This window comes from Amphritea atlantica (assembly GCF_024347255.1).
Classification (GTDB): Bacteria; Pseudomonadota; Gammaproteobacteria; order Pseudomonadales; family Balneatricaceae; genus Amphritea; species Amphritea atlantica.
Window position 1 is genome coordinate 16665 of sequence record NZ_AP025284.1, and the last position, 19272, is coordinate 35936.

18 protein-coding genes are annotated in these 19272 nt (G+C 52.7%); 8 read left to right on the forward strand and 10 right to left on the reverse strand.

Annotated features, from left to right (window positions below; all coding sequences use genetic code 11):
- Positions 1-10: 10 nt before the first annotated feature.
- The 5 genes from modA (at position 11) to OCU43_RS00105 (ending at position 5530) form a co-directional block, all read left to right on the forward strand.
- Complete coding sequence (modA, locus tag OCU43_RS00085) at positions 11-766, forward strand: molybdate ABC transporter substrate-binding protein (protein ID WP_245756494.1); 756 nt, start codon at positions 11-13, stop codon at positions 764-766.
- Between the two features lie 20 nt (positions 767-786).
- Positions 787-1461: a molybdate ABC transporter permease subunit gene (gene modB, locus OCU43_RS00090; protein ID WP_091354249.1), complete on the forward strand. Its 675-nt coding sequence runs from the start codon at positions 787-789 to the stop codon at positions 1459-1461.
- Positions 1461-2540 carry a molybdenum ABC transporter ATP-binding protein gene (modC, locus tag OCU43_RS00095; protein ID WP_091354251.1) on the forward strand — a complete coding sequence of 360 codons (1080 nt, stop codon included), beginning with the start codon at positions 1461-1463 and terminating at the stop codon, positions 2538-2540. The genes modB and modC overlap by 1 nt, the downstream gene beginning before the upstream one ends.
- A gap of 414 nt (positions 2541-2954) precedes the next feature.
- A complete protein-coding gene (ilvA, locus tag OCU43_RS00100; RefSeq protein ID WP_091354254.1) occupies positions 2955-4253 on the forward strand; it encodes a threonine ammonia-lyase IlvA in 1299 nt (432 codons plus the stop codon).
- 119 nt (positions 4254-4372) lie between these two features.
- The gene (locus tag OCU43_RS00105; protein WP_091354257.1) at positions 4373-5530 is read left to right on the forward strand and encodes a DUF3095 family protein; all 1158 of its coding nucleotides are present in this window, start codon (positions 4373-4375) and stop codon (positions 5528-5530) included.
- A gap of 4 nt (positions 5531-5534) precedes the next feature.
- On the opposite strand, the gene OCU43_RS00110 is transcribed toward OCU43_RS00105, so the two are convergent.
- Complete coding sequence (locus OCU43_RS00110; RefSeq protein WP_091354260.1) at positions 5535-5942, reverse strand: DUF3135 domain-containing protein; 408 nt, start codon at positions 5940-5942, stop codon at positions 5535-5537.
- A 350-nt stretch (positions 5943-6292) separates the two neighbouring features.
- Here OCU43_RS00110 and OCU43_RS00115 point away from each other — a divergent pair, with 350 nt between their 5' ends.
- Positions 6293-7393, forward strand: coding sequence for a response regulator (locus OCU43_RS00115; protein WP_139203129.1), 1101 nt, complete (start codon positions 6293-6295; stop codon positions 7391-7393).
- 47 nt (positions 7394-7440) lie between these two features.
- On the opposite strand, the gene OCU43_RS00120 is transcribed toward OCU43_RS00115, so the two are convergent.
- The 4 genes from OCU43_RS00120 to OCU43_RS00135 form a co-directional block, all read right to left on the reverse strand.
- Positions 7441-8412: a zinc transporter ZntB gene (locus tag OCU43_RS00120; RefSeq protein ID WP_091354264.1), complete on the reverse strand. Its 972-nt coding sequence runs from the start codon at positions 8410-8412 to the stop codon at positions 7441-7443.
- A 114-nt stretch (positions 8413-8526) separates the two neighbouring features.
- A complete protein-coding gene (gene ansA, locus OCU43_RS00125; protein ID WP_091354267.1) occupies positions 8527-9567 on the reverse strand; it encodes an asparaginase in 1041 nt (346 codons plus the stop codon).
- Complete coding sequence (locus OCU43_RS00130; RefSeq protein ID WP_091354269.1) at positions 9567-10982, reverse strand: aspartate ammonia-lyase; 1416 nt, start codon at positions 10980-10982, stop codon at positions 9567-9569. The genes ansA and OCU43_RS00130 overlap by 1 nt, the downstream gene beginning before the upstream one ends.
- 94 nt (positions 10983-11076) lie before the next feature.
- Entirely contained in the window at positions 11077-12549 is a 1473-nt protein-coding gene (locus tag OCU43_RS00135) for an alanine/glycine:cation symporter family protein (RefSeq protein ID WP_091354271.1), read from the reverse strand.
- Positions 12550-12769: 220 nt separating this feature from the next.
- On the opposite strand from OCU43_RS00135, the gene OCU43_RS00140 reads away from it, so the two are divergent.
- Positions 12770-13582 (forward strand): helix-turn-helix domain-containing protein, encoded by an 813-nt coding sequence (locus tag OCU43_RS00140; protein ID WP_091354273.1) that lies wholly within the window; start codon positions 12770-12772, stop codon positions 13580-13582.
- 80 nt (positions 13583-13662) lie between these two features.
- Here OCU43_RS00140 and OCU43_RS00145 read toward each other — a convergent pair whose 3' ends face one another.
- The 5 genes from OCU43_RS00145 to OCU43_RS00165 form a co-directional block, all read right to left on the reverse strand.
- Positions 13663-13941, reverse strand: a complete 279-nt coding sequence (locus OCU43_RS00145) for a hypothetical protein (RefSeq protein ID WP_091354275.1) — start codon at positions 13939-13941, stop codon at positions 13663-13665.
- Positions 13942-13970: 29 nt separating this feature from the next.
- Entirely contained in the window at positions 13971-14528 is a 558-nt protein-coding gene (gene gmhB, locus OCU43_RS00150; protein ID WP_217647389.1) for a D-glycero-beta-D-manno-heptose 1,7-bisphosphate 7-phosphatase, read from the reverse strand.
- 99 nt (positions 14529-14627) lie between these two features.
- Positions 14628-16730, reverse strand: a complete 2103-nt coding sequence (gene glyS, locus OCU43_RS00155) for a glycine--tRNA ligase subunit beta (protein ID WP_217647390.1) — start codon at positions 16728-16730, stop codon at positions 14628-14630.
- Positions 16730-17704, reverse strand: coding sequence for a glycine--tRNA ligase subunit alpha (glyQ, locus tag OCU43_RS00160; protein ID WP_091354277.1), 975 nt, complete (start codon positions 17702-17704; stop codon positions 16730-16732). The genes glyS and glyQ overlap by 1 nt, the downstream gene beginning before the upstream one ends.
- A 107-nt stretch (positions 17705-17811) precedes the next feature.
- The gene (locus OCU43_RS00165; RefSeq protein ID WP_091354279.1) at positions 17812-18258 is read right to left on the reverse strand and encodes a YtoQ family protein; all 447 of its coding nucleotides are present in this window, start codon (positions 18256-18258) and stop codon (positions 17812-17814) included.
- Positions 18259-18359: 101 nt separating this feature from the next.
- Here OCU43_RS00165 and OCU43_RS00170 point away from each other — a divergent pair, with 101 nt between their 5' ends.
- The gene (locus tag OCU43_RS00170) at positions 18360-19244 is read left to right on the forward strand and encodes a lysophospholipid acyltransferase family protein (RefSeq protein WP_091354282.1); all 885 of its coding nucleotides are present in this window, start codon (positions 18360-18362) and stop codon (positions 19242-19244) included.
- Positions 19245-19272 lie beyond the last annotated feature (28 nt).

A 19272-nucleotide genomic window follows, 5' to 3' on the forward strand; every position in this document is an offset into this window, starting at 1 on the left:
GATTTAAATGATGAAACAGATATTACGTTTGATTACTGGCTGTGCTTTGCTGTTTGGTTTAGCGGTTGCCCGGGCGGAAACAGTTCAGGTCGCCACGGCGGCCAACTTTACCGCTCCTATGAAGGAGATCGCCGCAGAGTTTGAGCAGCAGACCGGCCACAGGGTGGTGCTCACCTTTGCGTCATCGGGTAAGTTTTTCGCTCAGATTCAGAACGGTGCTCCTTTTGATCTGTTTCTCTCGGCCGATGCCAGCAAGCCCCAAAAGCTTGAGGAACAGGGCTGGAGTGTCCCGGGCAGCCGCTTCACCTATGCTCAGGGATCGCTGATATTGTGGTCTTCACAGGCCGGCTTTGTGGCAGACGACAGCCCGGATATTCTCAGGTCAGACAGCGTTAAGCACTTGTCGCTGGCTAACCCGAAACTGGCACCCTATGGTGCCGCGGCAGTGGAAACGCTGCAGAAACTGGGGCTTTTTGAGCGTCTGGCTGGCAAGCTGGTGCAGGGTGAAAACATCGCTCAGGCCTATCAGTATGTGTTTTCCGGTAATGCGCAGATAGGTTTTGTGGCGCTGTCGCAGGTGATGAAAGAGGGTAAGCTGAGTGCCGGGTCGGGCTGGGTCGTGCCTGCTGATCTGTATGCTCCGATTCGTCAGGATGCGGTGCTGCTAAACCGGGGCAAGGATAATATCGCTGCAATTGCACTGCTGGACTTTCTTAAATCAGCGCCTGCTGCGGCGATTATCCGCGCATATGGCTATAAACTTTAACCTGTTCGGGAGCCCCGGCGATGTTCAGTGACGGAAATTGGGCGGCAATCTTACTGACAGTTAAGCTGGCCAGCATCGTGACTCTGCTGCTGCTGATTATCAGCACGCCGATCGCCTGGTGGCTGGCGCACACCCGTAGTCGCCTGAAATCTTTCTTTGAAGCGCTGGTAGCTCTGCCGATTGTGCTGCCGCCTTCGGTGTTAGGTTTTTATCTGCTGTTGCTGATGGGGCCGCAGGGCTTTGTGGGTCAGATTACCCAGGCGCTGGGGATCGGCACCCTGCCCTTTACCTTTGCCGGGCTGGTGGTGGCCTCGGTGTTTTACTCCCTGCCCTTTGTGGTGCAGCCGATTCAGCTGGCGTTTGAAAATATCGGGGAAAACTATCTGGAAGCGGCCGCCACCCTGCGCGCCAGTCCGTTAGACCGTTTCTTCAGCGTCGCTATGCCGCTGGCCCTGCCGGGCTTTCTCACCGGTAGCGTACTGGGGTTTGCCCATACGGTGGGCGAGTTTGGTGTGGTGTTGATGGTGGGTGGTAACATTCCCGGTGTCTCGCGGGTGGTGTCGGTACAGATCTATGATTATGTGGAAGCACTTGAGTATGGTCAGGCCCACTCTCTTGCGATTACGATGCTGCTGTTTTCCTTTGTCACCCTGCTGTTGCTCTATACCTTTAACCCCAACAGAAGAACACGCTGATGTCTGTGTGCGCCGATATTCATGCCCGATTTAAACTTAACTATGCCGGCTTTGCGCTGGATGTGGATCTGAATCTCCCATCGCAGGGGGTGACCGCGCTGTTTGGCCCCTCGGGGTCGGGTAAATCTACTCTGCTGCGCTGTATTGCGGGTCTCGAAAGAGCGGCAGGCTCGCTGACGGTGAAAGGCGAAGTGTGGCAGGATGAAAAACATTTTCTGCCAACCCATCAGCGTCCTATCGGCTATGTGTTTCAGGAAGCCAATCTGTTTCCTCACCTGAGTGTTCAAGCCAATCTCAATTATGGTTTCAAACGTCAGCCGCACCGGCATGATGGTTTCTCGCTGGATGAGATCGTTGATCTGCTGGGGATCGCGCATCTGCTGGATCGAAAGCCTGAGCGGCTTTCCGGAGGGGAGAAGCAGCGGGTTGCTATCGCCCGGGCGCTGGCGGTAAATCCCCGCCTGTTGCTGATGGATGAGCCACTGGCCGCGCTGGATCTGGCCCGTAAACGGGAGATACTGCCGTTTCTGGAAAAGCTGCATGAAGCGCTGGAGATGCCGGTGATCTATGTGACCCATGCCCCCAACGAGGTGGCCCGACTGGCGGACCACCTGGTGGTGCTGAATCAGGGACAGCTGCAGTCTGCTGGCCCACTTAATGAAACCTTCTCCCATGTGGAGCTACCACAACAGGCCAGTGATGCGGGCAGCGCGATTATCGAAGCGCAAATTACCGAACTCCAGCCACAGTGGCATCTGGCGCTGGCCAGTTTTGAGGGGGGCGAGCTCTGGATTCGCGATCTTAGTTTTAATGTCGGCCAGAAGGTGCGCTTTCAGGTGATGGCCCGGGATGTCAGCCTGGCACTGACGGCGGATCACAGCAGTAGTATCGCTAACGTGCTGCCAGCGGTGGTGGATCAGATCAGTGATGGTGACCATCCCGGTATCGCCATGGTGCGCCTGAAAATTGGCAGAAACTATATTCTCAGCCGCTTAACCCAGCGATCACTGCATAGCCTCGGGCTGAATGTGGGGGACAGCGTCTGGGCGCAGATTAAATCGGCAGCCATTGTTGAGTAACCCTCTTATCAGGGGCCTATCGTCCTCGGTTGAAAATCGGGAACTGCCCCTCCTGCTATCCGCAAACGGACGGGTTTATGAAAAGTTATCGCTGATTTAGCCCAGCAATTAAGGTAGCTTTGTTGAATGTAAGTACTCACTCCATAATTCTGTTAGCTGCCGATACTGTTGATTCAACAGCGTTCTATCTGTTGACGCAAACGATCAAATAGCGCATCATCGCAGCCATGAACCGATTCGCAACTGACAGCCGCAGCATTATTACCATCATTTCCGAGGAACTGGTGGGTTAGCGCATGTCTTAGCAAAACATAAAAAAACCCGCCCTACCGGCGGGTTTTTTTATTTCTGAAATCCGCCGCCGGGGTCTGGGTAACCGATTATTCAATCATGATTGAGATCTGGAGATCCCTGATGAACAACGCTGTTTTTACAGACAACACCACAGAGAGCTGTGATTACTACCCTGCCCTTGATGAGATCCTGACCGCGGCGCAACGCCTTAAGTCGGTGGTCACCCGTACCCCGCTGGTGCGGAGCGAAAATCTGAGCGAACGCTACGGTGCCGAGATCTATCTAAAACGGGAAGATCAACAGCTGGTCCGCTCCTATAAGATTCGCGGGGCCTATAACAAAATTGTTAGCCTGACGCCGGCACAGCAGGCACAGGGAATCGTTTGTGCCAGTGCCGGAAATCATGCTCAGGGGGTGGCCTACGCCTGCGCCCTGTTGGGGTTAAAGGCGACGATCTTCATGCCGGCACCCACGCCGGGACAGAAAGTTGAGCAGGTGCGCAAATATGGTAAAGCGCTGGTGGATGTCCGTTTAGTCGGTGACACCTTTGATGATGCCTTTCAACAGGCGATGTTGTTCTGTCATGCGGAACAGGCCACGTTTGTGCATCCCTTTGATGACCCTAAAGTGATCGAGGGCCAGGCATCTGTCGGGGTTGAGATTCTCAATCAACTGGCTGCAGTCGATGCTCAGGTTGATATGTTGCTGATGCCGGTCGGTGGAGGCGGACTGGCTTCAGGGGTGTCATCCTACTTCCGCGAGAGCTCCCCCCAGACCCGCCTGATCGGTGTTGAACCCGAGGGAGCCGCATCGATGAGTGGTTCATTAGCGGCGGGCAGTAATGAAACGCTGACTCAGATCGATAACTTTGTTGATGGTGCGGCGGTTAAACGGGTGGGTGAACGAACCTTTGAGATCTGCCGGCAGAATCTTGAACGGGTGATTACTGTGCCTGAGGGACAGGTCTGCTCCACCATGATGCAGTTATACAATCAGGAGGCGATTGTGGTTGAGCCCGCCGGAGCATTATCGATTGCGGCACTGAACAGTGTTCAGGACGAGATTCGCGGTAAAACCGTGGTCTGCGTAGTCAGTGGTGGCAACAACGATATTTTACGGACTGAAGAGATCAAAGAGCGGGCGATGCTGTTTGAGGGGCTGAAGCACTATTTTATCGTTAACTTTCCTCAGCGCGCCGGAGCCCTGCGTGAGTTTCTTGCCGAGGTACTGGGCCCTCGTGATGATATCTCCCGCTTCGAGTATTCGAAAAAGAATAACTGCGACCGCGGGCCCGCGCTGATCGGTATTGAGTTGTCCTGCAAAGAGGATCTGCAGCCGCTGCTGGCCCGAATGAGGGAGAAGCAGATCCGCTTTGAATATCTTAATGATCGGCAGGATCTGTTCCGTTTTATGGTTTGAGCGGGTCTGCTGTACCGCTCTCCTCCATCAACAAAGTGGTATATGTGATGCTTGTCAGCCGTGGCTGAGTGATTGAAGATAAAACAAACGGTTTTCGGTGATTTGGACAGGCAGAGCAGATGGAAGCGTTCTATCGGCAGTTAACAGGTTTCACAGACATAGCACAGATTGCGGATGGGCGTTTTTATCGGCCGGTACCGGATGACTGGTATGTATCGGTTGTCGATGTGCGTGGCTCCACCGAAGCGATTGAACGGGGTAACTACCGGAATGTTAACTTTATCGGCGCGGCGGCAATTACTGCCCAGCTGAATCTGGTGAACCCGGGGCTGCCGTTTATTTTTGGCGGTGACGGCGCCACGGTTCTGGTTACTGAAGCGATGCGTAATAACACCCTGAATGTGCTGCAGTCGCTGAGTTATCACGCCAGAGAGAGCTTTGCTCTGGAGCTTCATGCGGGGCTGGTGCCGGTTTCAACTTTGCGGGCGATGGGCAAAGAGCTGCAGATTGCCAAATATCTTTCCGGTGAGTTTGTTAACCAGGCGATGTTTAAAGGCGGTGGTATGACTCTGGCTGAGACACTGGTAAAAAACAGTGCAGAGTTTCGCTGTGAACCTCGTCCGGTGTTCAGCAAAACAGAGATCTTCAGCGGACTCACCTGTCGCTGGCAGCCCGTGCCTTCTGGCAACGGCGTGACGCTTTCGATATTGATTCAGCCCCGGGATGAGAATGATGCAACAGTGCTCCCCCGGGTGATTGCCAGGATAGAGCATCTGCTGGGCGGCTCTTTTGCCAGCGCGAATCCGATACGTATGGATAACGCTCGCTATCACTCGTTTCTGCATAACCTTAAGCGTCAGTTGCAGGCTTCCGATATCCGCTGTAACCGGGTATTTTTTCGCACCCTCTATGAGCTGATGATGACCGTGCCGCTGTTCAATCTTAAAGGCTTCAGATGGATACCGGGGATGCAGAGCTATGTTGATCGGGTGCCCCTGCACTGTGACTTTAAAAAATATGATGACACTCTGCGCATGGTGCTGGACTGCTCCCCTTCCGGCTATCGGGCTATAGAGGAATATCTGCAATCAGAACAGCGGTTGGGGCGGATATGTTTTGGTATCCATGTGTCGGATGCCGCGCAGATGACCTGCTATGTGGAGAGCATGAGTGATGGTGGCCATCTGCACTTTGTCGATGGAACTGATGGGGGCTATGCACTGGCGGCGAAGCAGCTGAAACAAGCCCTCAGTGATTCTGAAACGCAATCTGCCTGAGGGGTTAAAATCCTTTATGATTGTTTTTCTCAACACCGCGCGACTCAGCATCTGTTCGCGGGGGAAGCACGACCACCTTGCCGCGAGACCGCGCTGTTGGATCCGGTGATGCTTCTGTTACCACAAGGCTGTTGGGCACCTCTGTGGTGTAGTTTAACGTCTGCCTCAGGCGCCAAAGTTCATCGTGCATCATTTGCGAGATTTTGATACAGGCTGCAAGCGGTGTTTTAGAGCGGTACCTGATGGCATCGATCCGGAACTGCAGTTGCCGTAAGCGGACTCTCTCTTCAGGTTTTGCCCGGCTGATCAGTTTGTTTATCTGCCAGCGTAAATAACGCTCCAGTACCTGGGGTTTGATCTGTGCCAGCTCGCTCAGATGATCAAAATCCAGTGGCTTATATGGATGCTGCATACTTTACCCATACTTCGTTGTAAATGCGTCTGACTATAGTATGGCAGTAATGCAAGGTGACTGTGCGGTACTCTTTTTCAAGTTCATATTTTTCAAGTTCATCTTTTCAGGTTCATAGCTTCCAGATTGATCCGTTTCCAGATTGATCGTTTTGCAGATAATGATTTGAAGATTAGAGGAGCTTATTGCTTAATGCTGGCTGGAGTACTGCCCTGCTCTGTTGAATCTGGCATTGCCCGGTTTCGGCTGCTAACTTTAAGGCACAGTCTTGTGAAACGAAGGGATGCGTCAGGGGTATTTTCAGACGTAGCAGAGATTGTTTTTATTTATCTATTATAGAGAGCTCTTCAGTGAAGAAGACAAAAGCTGTGGTAATCATACTGAGTGATGAAACACATTTGCATGATGATGTTGCGCACTTTTTGCAGGCAAAGGGCCATGAGGTTGTGGTGGAGCCCGACCATTTTGGCGATTCATTAGCCCGGGAAGGCTGCAAAATTATTCTGATTGCCTATCAGAACCTGCTTGAGGGCATCGAGCGTTATAGCCAACTGGTGGCCGACTTTGGCCTCGACCGCAACCCGCATTATTCAATTGTGCTGAGTATCAGCAAGGATGTTGGTAAAGCATGTGAGCTGTGTATAAACCAGACCGTTGATAACTATTTTATTGTTAAGCCGCTTTACGATATGCACCGTTTAGCATTGCTGGTAAAACAGGCATTTGACGCCGTTGCGCATTCAGAACAGCAGTTGGCATTGACCTATATTGGTGAAGAGCTGCTGGAACATAAAAAAGCGCTCGACAGTTTTATTATCGATAATGTCGATAAAGGGGTTGAGTGCCAGACCGATACTGTCGACGCTTTTTCTGCCGCTCTGAATGAGCTGGCTAACCTGATTGCCGGGCACTCAGGCCGGAATCTGATTCTTGATCATCAAAAGATAGCGGAACAGACCCGGGAGTTGAGTGACCGTAAACTTGAGCAGATTTCAGCCTGGGCCAAAACAGTTAAAGAGGAGTATAACGAGCTGAGCCGGTTGCAGATTCCCACTGTATCCGGAAACCAGAAAAATATTGCCCTGATCAACGGTGATGCTGAGTACTCGGCATCTGTTAAACAGATTCTCACTGACACGGGTTTTAATCCGATGCTGTTTGAGAGCGCTAAAGAGGCGCTGCCAGCCATGATCTGTCAGAGACCCGATCTGGTGTTGCTTGATTATGAGACGTCTGGGCTGGATGTCCTGAAAGTGCTGGCGTATATGCAGAAGTTCAATCAACTGACGGATATCCCGGTGATACTGCTGACCGCACACAGGGATAAGGAGATTCTGACTCGCTGTCTCAAAGCCGGCGCCCGGGACTTTATTGTTAAGCCTGCCGACCGTGACACCTTCCGCGAAAAAATCAGTAAGCTGTTATCTGATATGACAGCGCCTGTCTCCTGATGCGCGGCGAATAATGATGGTCTCTATGCTCTTAAAACCAGCAGTGCTTAAAACCAGTGTTTTCGTTTAAACAGCCACAACTGTGCGGCGACCGTTGCTGTCATCAATGCGCTGACTATCCAGAATGCCCAGGGATTATCCGTTCCCGGCACGCCGCCAACATTGATACCGAGAAGTCCGGTAAAAAAGCCCAGAGGAAGGAAGACCGCGGCGACAATTGATAGCAGGTACATCCGGTTGTTCATCTGCTCAGCGAGTCTGTTAGCCAACTCCTCCTGAGCAACGGTTGCCCGGTCTCGGGTGGTATCCAGATCTTCAATATAACGGATCAGCGTATCGGTTACCTCCCGCAGTTCTTGCCGGTGTCCTTCAGTAAACCATGAAACCCGCATCTGGTTAAGCTGCAGCATTGCATCCCGCTGAGGAGAAAGATAACGTCGCAGAGATATCACTGTCCGACGAACTTCTGAGATCTGATTTCGCAGCTCATAGCGGCTGGTCGCGATCAGTTCCTCTTCAATACCATCGACGATATCTTCTGTCGCGTTAACGGTGTCGTACATTCTGATCATCAGTGCTGACGATAGCATGACCAGAAAATCCCCGGCACTGTCGGGGCCGGTGCCGGCTTCTATTGCGTCGACCAGATCCTTAGCCGACAACATTTTACGTCTGCGGGTAGTGATTATGCGCTTTCCATCGATCCAGATACGGATACCGACCATATCTTCGGGATCAGAATCAGGACTTAGATTCACTCCCCGCAGGGCTATCAAAAGGCCTTCATTAACCTGGGTCGCACGGGGACGGCTCTCCCCTGTCAGGAGTGCATCAATAACGACGCCGCTCAGACCACTCTTATGGGTAATCCAGTCACGAGCTTCACTATCGGTGTAATCAAAATGAAGCCAGACCAGTTCCGCATCCGGACATCCTGTTTCAATATCACTGCCGCTTAGTGCTTTTCCACCACCCTGGCCATCCAGCTCATAGCCATAGATTAATCCAGAACATCCCATATGATCAGACTCTCAGGTTCACTATCGATTTGGCCACTGTGGCCGACTCAAGAATAGCATTGAGAAAGTGACATATGCGAGAGAATCGCGCGATCAGTATTAACCTGTGCCGGCTTAAGCGCAGGCAAACGAGTATTGATCAGCGACGCTGCACTCTCCCGCCAGCGGTGTGGTGATCAGTTGCCTGATACGTTCCGCATCATATCCAAGACCGATCAGGTGGTGAAGTTTGGCGAAGCTGGCTTCCAGTGTCAGATCCGCCCCCGGAACCACACCCAGCCGGTTCAGAGTTGCACCGGTTGCATAGGCGCCCTGATAAACACTGCCCTGATAGCACTGGGACAGATTCACGACCACTATCCCTCTGCCTGCTGCCTTTTCCAGCGACGCGATCAGGGCCTGGTTTTTGTCCGGAGGATTACCTACGCCATAGGACTGCAGAATCAGTGCTCTGACCTCTTCAGTATCTATCAGACTGTCAATGATTCTGGCTGGAATACCTGGATAGGTTTGCACCATGACAACCGCATCAGGCTGGTATACCGGTAGCTCAAACTCAGGCTTTTCAGGTGGAAGTATGAGCTCCTGCCTTAGCCCGATGTTAATGCCAACCTCCCCCAGCCAGGGGAAGTTGGGTGAATCAAAAGCATCGAACCCAGTACTTTTGGTTTTCTTACTGCGGTTGCCCCGCAACAGACGACCATTAAAGTAGACACAGACCTCTGGGATTTTGTAGTTCCCTGCCAGCATCATACTGGTCACCAGATTATCCAGGGCATCATTGCGCAATTCAGACAGCGGTACCTGCGAGCCTGTGACAATAACGGGCTTATCCATTCCCTGCAGAATGAATGATAATGCCGATGCAGTGTATGCCATCGTATCGGTACCATGCAGAACGATGAAACCGTCATATTCATTCCAGTTATCGAGTAGCGTCTGGCCGATTTTGCTCCAGTCATCGGTTGTCAGATTGGCGCTATCGATCAGTTGCTCAAACCCTAGTAACTGATAGTCAGGAAGCTGATCAGCCGGTCGTGTGTCCAGTTGAGCCTTCAGCAGTGCTTCAAATCCGTCATCCGGAACATAGCCCTGCGCTGACGACGTCATGCCGATAGTGCCGCCGGTGTATAGAATCAGGATTTGTCGTTTCATCAGCTACGTGTCTCCCGTTCATATGATTGCGGTGCCAGCATCGATTTTGGGCTGAGCAGTTGTTCCAGCTCTGTTTCGCTTAACAGCTTTTCTGACAGTACCAGTTCCCGAACCGTGCTCCCGGAGTTTAATGCGATCTGAGCGATCCGTGAGGCGTTGCTATAACCGATATGAGGTACCAGCGCAGTGATACAGCCGATACTGCGATCTACCAGTTCAGCACAACGCTCACGGTCAGCTTCAATGCCTTTTATGCATCGTGTTTCAAACATTGAACAGGCGGAGCCCAGCATCTTCATCGAGTTAAGCAGGTTATAGATTATCAGCGGTTCCATCGCATTAAGCTGCAACTGCCCCGCTTCTGCAGCCATGGTCACGGCCAGGTCGCTGGCGATAACCTGATAAGCGGTCTGATTAACGGCCTCTGGAATGACCGGGTTTACTTTGCCTGGCATGATTGATGATCCGGGTTGCATCGGCGGAAGTCTGATCTCGCCGAAACCGGTGCGGGGGCCGCTGGACAGCAGTCGAAGGTCGTTGGCTATCTTGCTCAGTTTGATAGCAAAGCGGCGCAAAACCCCTGAGAACAGCACAAAGGCGCCCATATCTGAGGTTGCTTCGACCAGATTGGTTGCAGGCACCATCGGCTTGCCGGAGATCTCAGCCAGATAGCTGACGGCCAGTGCCGCATAGCGGGGATGGGTGTTGATGCCGGTACCGATAGCGGTGCCACCAAGGTTAATCTCGCACAGCAGCTTACTGGCGTCACCGAGACGATCAATATCTTCGCTCAGGGTGACCGCAAAGGCTTCAAACTCCTGCCCCAGTGTCATCGGAACCGCATCCTGCATCTGGGTACGGCCCATCTTGACCACATCGGAGAACTCCTGCCCTTTTGCTCTGAGGGCAACGATTAGACTTCTGATGGTCTCGATCAGTGGATCCGCCGCCAGCTGAATCGCCAGACAGGCCGCAGAGGGATAGGCGTCATTGGTCGACTGAGAGCGGTTCACATCATCGTTGGGGTGCAGGTATTGGTACTGCCCTTTCGGGTGCCCCAGTTTTTCCAGTGCCAGATTGGCAATGACCTCGTTGGCATTCATGTTGGTTGAGGTACCTGCTCCGCCCTGGATCAGATCGACCACAAACTGATCATGCAGATGACCATCGCGGATCTCTTCACAGGCGGCAATAATCGCCTCGGACTTAAGCGAATCAAGACTGCCCAGATCCGTATTGGCTTTTGCCGCTGCCATTTTTACCATTGCCAGTGCTTCAACCAGCTGCGGAAAATGGCTGATGGGTACGCCGGTAATCGCGAAGTTATCAATGGCGCGTTGTGTCTGAATGCCATACCAGGCATCCGCAGGAATTTCCATATCGCCCAGCAGATCATGCTCGAGACGTGTGTTCATGTGTTAGATTTCCATCAGTGATTGGGCATCTCGCCCGTTACCATTTGCTTATGAGTGTCCGTCGCTAACAGCCGTTAGCGACGGTTGTTGTGTATCAGGAGGTCGCCTTGACCGTGTTATTGGCCGCCGACAGATCGGTAGCGTCCTGTTGCGCAGGTTGCTGATCCCAGACGGCCGGATCAATATTCAGATCGCTGAATTTACTGGCATCGAATACCGGCGTTTCGATACCCTCTTTGCGTTGTTGTTCGTAGTCACGCATCACCCGCAGACCGGTCTTAAACAGTAGTGCCAGTGCCAGCAGGTTTGCCAGTGCCAGGAAGCCCATGGTGATATCGGCAAAAGCAAAGACTGTACCCAGGTCCATAATGGCACCCCAGCAGCACAGGCAGATGATCATGACCCGGAAGGCATTGAACAGATTCTGGTTCTCTTCACTGAAGAAGTTGAGGCTGTTTTCGCCCAGGTAATAGTTGTACAAAATGGTGCTGAAACCGAACAGCAACAGCGCAATACTGACGAACATCCGGCCCCATTCGCCGACGTGATCGGCCAGTGCGGATTGAGTCAGTGCAACGCCGCCCTGGCTGGCAATGGTGGCAGGATCATAGATGCCGCTCAGCAGGATGATGAATGCGGTGCAGGAGCACAGAATCAGGGTGTCGATAAATACTGAGAAGGCTTGCACGATGCCCTGATTCGCCGGGTGTGGGACATAGGCAACCGCAGCAACGTTAGGCGCGCTGCCGAGCCCCGCTTCGTTGGAGAACAGGCCCCGTTTGACACCCATCAGAATGGCCGCGCCGATACCGCCACCAATCGCCGGGTTCAGGCCAAACGCGCTTTTGACAATCAGTACGATAACGTCAGGGATGCGCTCGATGTTCAGTCCCAGTACGACCAGCGTAATGCCGAGGTAGCCCAGCGCCATGACCGGAACCAGTACTTCAGACACTTTGGCGATACGCTTTACACCGCCAAAGATGATCAGGCCGACAATCAGTGCCAGTGCAATGCCGGTGTAGTAGGTTGGAATACCAAAGGCATCCTCAAAGGAGGTCGCCACCGAGTAAGACTGCATCGCGGTAAAGCCAAAGCCGAATGTGACCAGCAGTAATACTGAATAGAGCGCCGCCAGCCATTGCCACTTTTTTCCCAGACCGCGACGGATGTAGTAGGCGGGGCCGCCACGATAAGTGCCATCCGGTTCTGCATTTTTGAAGGTTTGTGCCAGCGTACATTCGAAATAACTGGTCGCCATACCCATCAGGCCGATGACCCACATCCAGAAGATGGCTCCCGGTCCTCCCAGTGTAATAGCAACGGCAACACCGGCTATATTACCGCCCCCTACTCGTCCGGCAACGGAAAGTAACAGCGCCTGAAACGAACTCAGGTGGCCCTGCTGTTCGTGCCTGAACAGCTGTTTGCCGCTAAGAATTTTGAACATCTGGCCAAAGAAGCGGAACTGTACAAACCGCGATGCAATCGTGAACCAGAGACCCAGAGTGATAAGTACACCAATCAGGACTTTTCCCCAGAGCAGGTCGTTGAGAAACTCCAACATAAGACAGTCTCCATTTGCGGTAACGGGTCGCTATTATTGTTGTGGTGGAAACGAATATTTAATCAGCTTCAGGGAGCGCAGAACATTTGATGCTTTAGTGCACATTGGTGCCGGATAGCGCACTAAGTGCGCTAATGTGCGCCATCAATTGCTTTGCATCCGGCACAGCTTCCCCTTTAGAATGAAGCTCCCGGGCGTTGTTAAGTGGAGCAGGATCTGCATGCATCAGGACTTTGCCAGTAATCTCAGGCTGCTCTGCAGCTATTACAAATCGATAGCGGAAGTGTGCCGGCGGCTCGATATTAACCGACCTCAGTTTAACCGTTACCTCAGTGGCCGATACAAACCCTCTGCTCATACGCTGCTGCGCTTTTGTGATTTCTTTGGTGTTGAAGAGCACGAGATTCTCATGCCTCATGAGCAGTTTGAGCGTCTGATCAAAGTACGTCCCCGCCCTCAGGTTGCTGAGGCGTCTGAACCGCCTGAGTCAGAACATCTGGATCGGCTGCAACGTGGAGCGGCCAGCCTGGACAAATACCTGGGGTACTACTTTGAATACTATCAGTCGATGGCCTATCCCGGCCGGATTCTGAGAACGCTGATCTGTATTGAGCGGCGCGACGATCGGGTCTGCTATCAACGCACCGAGCGCCTGCGTGAGCGTCCTGGTGACAAGGTCTTTCATGGGGTTTATCTCGGTATCGCCAGTTTTCTGACCGACCGTATTTTTATGGTGGATTATGAATCACTCACGGGTAATGGTCTGACCCAGACCATTTTGTTTCCTTCCTTTAAGAACCGGGTCTCCCGATTGAGTGGACTTAAACTTGGCGTATCGGGGAGTGGTGAGCGGATGCCCTGCTGTGCCCGGGTTGTATATGAGTATCTGGGAGGGTCAGTTGATAAGCAGCGAGCGTTGTCCCTCTGCGGATTATATGCGCAGGATTCTGATGAGATAGAGCCGTCGATCAAGGCGATGATCCGTAACGAGATGGGGAGTGATGACTGGCACTTTCGGGCACTGTATATCTGACCGTTGGGCAGTCGCTCTGTTTGTGAACCTGCAAACGCTGGATAAGCCAGGCGCTGCTTATCAGGATAGTTCAGGCGTTGTTACTCAGGCTCTATCAGCCCTTTCTTAACCAGCGTGGCGTGAATTTTCAGTGCGCTTTTCTTCAGCCGATTAAGCTCCCCAAAGCTGGGGATATGCCCTGCGCCTATCTCGGCCTCCTTCTCCTCCAATTGCATATCAAGATAATCCAGCAGCTTTTTCGAACACCCTGTGCAGGGACCGTTGCACAGTTTTTCTATCGGTGTGTCGAATGGAATAGCGTCTCTGATATCTGCAATAAGGTTACGCATCGCTGTTTGAGTGTTCGGTTTAGTGGTCATGCTTTGAGTGTTTCACGTGGAACCTTTGCTTAGTCGTCCCGGTGTTGGTGGTAGATAATATGCGCGGCAGCCGCATCAAGGTCATCGACAATAACGGTGTCCTCGGGTAATCCTCCTTTGGCTAATGTCCGCTCCCCCTTCCCTGTTTTAACAAGTATAGGTGGGCAGCCAGCGGCAACGGCTGCTTCAAGATCGCGAAGAGAGTCACCGACGGAAAATACTTTGCCAGGATCGATGTCGGGGTAGCAGCTTAAAATATGCTGATAGAGGCCGGGTTGGGGTTTGCGGCAATAACAATTGTCCTCGGGTAAGTGGGGGCAGAACTCGATCTTCTCGATCCGCCCGCCCTGCTCTTCAACGAGTTGAACCATTTTGTGGTGCATCGCATGGAGTTCAGAAATATCGAAATAGCCCCGGGCCAGCCCCGACTGATTGGTGGCAACGCAGACGTCGAAACCTGCTTTTGTCAGGCGGGCGATCGCTTCAAGGCTGCCAGGGAGTGGCTGCCACTCATCGACTGTTTTGATGTAATCGTCGGAGTCGTAGTTGATTACGCCGTCCCGATCAAGGATGACTAGTTTCATCATGGTGCCTACCGCTGTATAGATATGTGCGATTAATGATGCTGCAGCAATAAAAATGCCGGTGAATAACCGGCATTTTTTAAACCCTGTTATGCTGCAATCTTAGCTGAGCGCAGAGATATCTGCCACGCCCAGGAACAGGTTGCGCAGCTGATTGAGCAGTGCCAGCCGGTTGTTCCGGATGGCCTCATCGTCAGCCATTACCATTACTTCGTCAAAGAACTTATCGACTACCGGGCGCAGTTCGGCCAGTTGTTCAAGCACGGCTTTGAAGTCACCCTGAGCGATCAGCGGTTTCAGCTGGTTCTCTTTTTCAGCGACGGCAGTTGCCAGTGCTTTTTCCGCATCCTCTTGTAGCAGTGCTTCTGATGCTTTTGATAGTCCGTCATAATTATTCTTTGTGAGAATATTAAGTACCCGTTTGTTTGCCGCAGCTAGTGATTTGGCTTCGTTCAGAGTCATGAAATGACTAACAGCTTTTACTTTGCGATCAAAGACCAAGGGTTTGGTTTCCATCTCTCCTGGTTTGGTTTCGACAGCAAGGTAAGCTTCAATTGCAATGCCTTGATCTTGATACAAAGCGCGCAAGCGGGACATTATGAATTCATGCACTTCATGATTAACTTTAAACCCTTCAGCTCTCAAGTTACTGTGCTGCTCTGTAGCAAATGCAATTAGTGATATAAGGTCTAAATCAAGTTCTCGCTCAATGATTATTCTTAGTACACCCAGCGATGCGCGGCGCAGTGCAAATGGGTCTTTTGAGCCGGTTGGTGGCTGATTGATACCAAACAGACCGGTCAGTGTGTCCAGTCGGTCTGCCAGCGCAACGGCGATACCGGGTTCGCTTTGTGGCAGTTCATCGCCGGCGAAACGGGGCATATATTGTTCGTTCTGCGCCTGGGCGACCCCTTCGTCCTCGCCGTCATGGATGGCGTAGTGATATCCCATCAGTCCCTGCAGGTCGGTAAACTCGTAAACCATATCGGTCATCAGGTCGGTCTTGGCGAGCATTGCTGCACGCTCTGCCTTATCCTGATCCTGTCCCAGTTGGGCAGCGATATGCTTAGCCAGTGCGGCGACGCGCACGGCTTTATCATGCAGGGTTCCCAGCTCTTGCTGGAAGACGATAGATTTCAGGTCTTCGATGCGTGACTCGAGGGTGCGTTTCTTATCGGTTTCAAAGAAGAACGCGGCATCCGCCAGGCGTGGACGGATAACCTTTTCGTTACCGGCAATCACCTGCGCCGGATCGGTGGATTCGATATTGGCGATGGTGATAAAGAATGGCACCAGCTGGCCATTACTGTCGGTGACATGGAAATATTTCTGATGCTCTTTCATCGATGAGATCAGTGCCTGGGATGGGACTTCCAGGAAACGGTCGTCGAAGCGTCCGGTCAGGGCAACGGGCCATTCGTTGAGTGCGGTGACTTCATCCAGCAGGTCATCATCGATCTGAGCGATACCATTGATGGCCGCCCCTTCCGCTTCAACCTGGGCGCGAATTTTTTCCCGCCGCTCATCAAAGTCGGCAATTACGTAGCCGACACTTTCCAGGTTTTCCAGGTACTCGTTGGCCTGATTCAGGGTGATGGCGTGGTTGTAGTGGAAGCGATGTCCGCGGGTGTCGCGGCCAGCTTTGAGTCCGAGAATTTCGCACTCAATCACTTCGTCTCCCATCAGCATAACCACCCATTTAACCGGGCGAACAAACTCAGTGCGTGATGCTCCCCAGCGCATCCGCTTAGGAATCGGCAGTTTGCTGAGTGCGTTTTCAATAATAGCTGGCAGCTCGCCAGTGATCGCTTTGGCGGGCACTGACTGGCTGAAGCTCATCTTGCCGTCAATTTCTTGCAGCTGGTCTGTGGTGGTGCCGCACTTACGAGCGAACCCTTCCAGCGCTTTGGAGGGGTTGCCCTGCTCGTCAAATGCGATCCGCGCCGGTGGTCCCTGCATCATGAATGTGCTGCTGGGGACTTCATCAGCCAGGTTGTTGATCAGCAGAGCAAGGCGGCGAGGTGCGGCATAGGCGTTAACGGTGGTATCGGCAAGCAGTGTTGCGGCTTGTTTACCAAACAGCTCATTGATGCCGGCCATGACTTCGCTTTCGAGTGCCTTGGACAGAGTGCTCAGGGCTTTAGGTGGCAGCTCTTCTGTGCCGAGTTCGAAGAGAAAATCCTGACGGTTCACGGTATCAGTCATCACTTGCTCTCCTCTTCGCAGGCGGCTAAAACTTCGTTGCGGATGCTCTCTTCGGCCAGTGGGAAACCGAGCCCCTTACGGGTGTTGAAATAAGCATGTGCGACCTCCCGGGCCAGGGTGCGGACGCGCAGAATGAATCTCTGACGCTCAGTAACAGAGATCGCGTGGCGGGCATCCAGCAGGTTGAAGGTGTGGGATGCTTTCAATACCTGCTCATAGGCGGGCAGTGGCAGAGGTGTCTCCAGCGCCAGAAGCTTATTGCATTCCGCTTCGTGATGGTCGAAGTTGCGGAACAGCTGAGGGACGTCGGCGTGCTCAAAGTTGTAGGTGGACTGCTCCACTTCATTCTGGTGGAACACGTCGCCGTAGGTTACCGGGCTGCCGTCTGGGTTGTAGGTCCAGATCAGGTCGTAAACGCTCTCAACGTCCTGCAGGTACATGGCGATACGTTCGAGGCCGTAAGTGATCTCTCCGGTGACTGGATAGCACTCAATGCCCCCCGCCTGTTGGAAGTAAGTGAACTGGGTGACCTCCATGCCATTCAGCCATACCTCCCAGCCAAGACCCCATGCGCCCAGGGTGGGTGATTCCCAGTTGTCCTCTACAAAACGTACATCGTGGACATTGAGATCCAGTCCCATGCGTTCAAGTGAGCCCAGATAGAGCTCCTGGAAGTTATCGGGAGAGGGTTTCATCACAACCTGGAACTGGTAGTAGTGTTGCAGGCGGTTGGGGTTCTCGCCATAGCGGCCATCGGTTGGCCGGCGGCTGGGTTGCACGTATGCGGAGTTCCAGTTTTCGGGACCGATTGAACGCAGGAATGTTGCTGGATGGAAGGTGCCTGCGCCCACTTCCATATCCAGTGGTTGCACTATTACACAGCCCTGCTCTGACCAATACTCTTGCAGTGCCAGGATCAGCCCTTGAAAAGTGCTGGCATCCGGTCTCGCTTTATCTGTCACTGAGATCACCATTTCGAATCTGTTTGTACAAAAATAGAGCGAAATTATACACGAATTCCAGGCAGTTAGAGTGCCTGGTTGAAGGATATGGCTGGTTTTTCAGTTCCTTTTAGCGCTATTTAGTAGTCCTGGCACAGGTACCTGAGGATCTCGATCACCTGTTCAGTGTTTTCTGCTACCGCCATTGCGGCAGCGTCGACCTCTTTCAGGGGATGGGTGAGTTCTTTTGCGTGCTCTACTATCAGCGACTTTCCCAGTGCTGTCGCGATGCCTGCATCAAAGGCAGCGTTCCACTGTTTGTATTTTTCGCCAAAGCGGACGATAACGATATCTGCTCTGTTGAGTGCCGTCATATGTCTTATGCTATTCAGCTTGGCAGCTTTATGGTCTTTCCAGAACGGCTTCTCCTCTGCTCCCAGGATGCCTGCTCCACACTCGTCGCTGCTATCATGGTCGGTGTTGGGTGTCAGGATCTCGATGGGCAGGTTGTGTTCTTGAGTGGCGTTTTTGATCTTTTCCCGCCAGTCTGAATGGATCTCACCCGACAGGTATACGGTGTATTTCATCTCGGCCTCTTCGTTATGTTGGTTATATCAGGAGGCTGCATTATATAATCGTTACACTGCCTTTGGCTGTTATTCTAATTTTGCTATATGAAAGGTTCCACGTGAAACATTTGAAAGGCTGGTTGTCCGTGTCGGTTTTATGGTTGCTTGCGTTGTTGCCCCTCAGGCTGGCACAGAGGTTCGGCGCAGGGTTGGGTGCGCGGGCATATAAGAAAAAAGGTAAAAGCTACAATGTCACCCAGATGAATATCGATCTCTGCTTTCCTGAGCTGACTGCTGATCAGAAGAATGGACTGGCAAAAGCAAGCCTGATCGAAACTGGCAAGATGGCCGGTGAGCTGGGTATGAGCTGGCTGTGGCGGTCGGAACGGGTGATGGCTAAGGTGCGCAACGTTCATGGCGAGGAGATCATGGCGGATGCCCTGAGTCAGGGGCGGGGTGTGATTGTGATCGGCCCCCATCTTGGCAACTGGGAGGTGTTGGGGCTCTATCTGAGCACCCGGTATAAGCTGACATCGATGTACCGTCCACCTAAGATTGAGTTGATGGACCGCCTTATTCGTAAGAAACGAGCCCGGCTCGGTGCTCAGCTTGCCCCGGCAAATGTTAAAGGTGTGCGCATGGCGATGAAGGCGCTGAGGGCTGGTGAAGTGTTGGGGATTCTGCCAGATCAGGAGGCCGATAGCGGCAGTGGTATCTTTGTCCCCTTCTTTGGTCAGCCAGCTTATACCATGAAGCTGTTGCCGCAGCTGGCAGCGCAAACGGGCGCAGTGGTGGTCTCGGCTTATGCCCGGCGGTTGCCGGATGCGCAAGGCTTTGAGATCTTTTTTCATAAAGCGCCTGAGCAGATCAATGAGAAGGATCTGCAGTGCTCGGCCACGGCGATGAATGCCGAAGTTGAATATTGTGTGCGGCAGATGCCGGAGCAGTATCAGTGGGAGTATAAGCGCTTTCAGCATCGGCCGGATGGCGGGCGGATGTATTGATCAGGCGGGTCGCGCTGATGCATCTGGC

Excerpts from the sequence above, each read along its gene's own strand:
- modA (WP_245756494.1), top strand. The coding sequence starts at position 11 with ATGAAACAGATATTACGTTTGATTACTGGCTGTGCTTTGCTGTTTGGT.
- modB (WP_091354249.1), top strand. The coding sequence starts at position 787 with ATGTTCAGTGACGGAAATTGGGCGGCAATCTTACTGACAGTTAAGCTG.
- modC (WP_091354251.1), top strand. The coding sequence starts at position 1,461 with ATGTCTGTGTGCGCCGATATTCATGCCCGATTTAAACTTAACTATGCC.
- ilvA (WP_091354254.1), top strand. The coding sequence starts at position 2,955 with ATGAACAACGCTGTTTTTACAGACAACACCACAGAGAGCTGTGATTAC.
- OCU43_RS00105 (WP_091354257.1), top strand. The coding sequence starts at position 4,373 with ATGGAAGCGTTCTATCGGCAGTTAACAGGTTTCACAGACATAGCACAG.
- OCU43_RS00110 (WP_091354260.1), bottom strand. The coding sequence starts at position 5,942 with ATGCAGCATCCATATAAGCCACTGGATTTTGATCATCTGAGCGAGCTG.
- OCU43_RS00120 (WP_091354264.1), bottom strand. The coding sequence starts at position 8,412 with ATGGGATGTTCTGGATTAATCTATGGCTATGAGCTGGATGGCCAGGGT.
- ansA (WP_091354267.1), bottom strand. The coding sequence starts at position 9,567 with ATGAAACGACAAATCCTGATTCTATACACCGGCGGCACTATCGGCATG.
- OCU43_RS00130 (WP_091354269.1), bottom strand. The coding sequence starts at position 10,982 with ATGAACACACGTCTCGAGCATGATCTGCTGGGCGATATGGAAATTCCT.
- OCU43_RS00135 (WP_091354271.1), bottom strand. The coding sequence starts at position 12,549 with ATGTTGGAGTTTCTCAACGACCTGCTCTGGGGAAAAGTCCTGATTGGT.
- OCU43_RS00140 (WP_091354273.1), top strand. The coding sequence starts at position 12,770 with ATGCATCAGGACTTTGCCAGTAATCTCAGGCTGCTCTGCAGCTATTAC.
- OCU43_RS00145 (WP_091354275.1), bottom strand. The coding sequence starts at position 13,941 with ATGACCACTAAACCGAACACTCAAACAGCGATGCGTAACCTTATTGCA.
- gmhB (WP_217647389.1), bottom strand. The coding sequence starts at position 14,528 with ATGATGAAACTAGTCATCCTTGATCGGGACGGCGTAATCAACTACGAC.
- glyS (WP_217647390.1), bottom strand. The coding sequence starts at position 16,730 with ATGACTGATACCGTGAACCGTCAGGATTTTCTCTTCGAACTCGGCACA.
- glyQ (WP_091354277.1), bottom strand. The coding sequence starts at position 17,704 with ATGGTGATCTCAGTGACAGATAAAGCGAGACCGGATGCCAGCACTTTT.
- OCU43_RS00165 (WP_091354279.1), bottom strand. The coding sequence starts at position 18,258 with ATGAAATACACCGTATACCTGTCGGGTGAGATCCATTCAGACTGGCGG.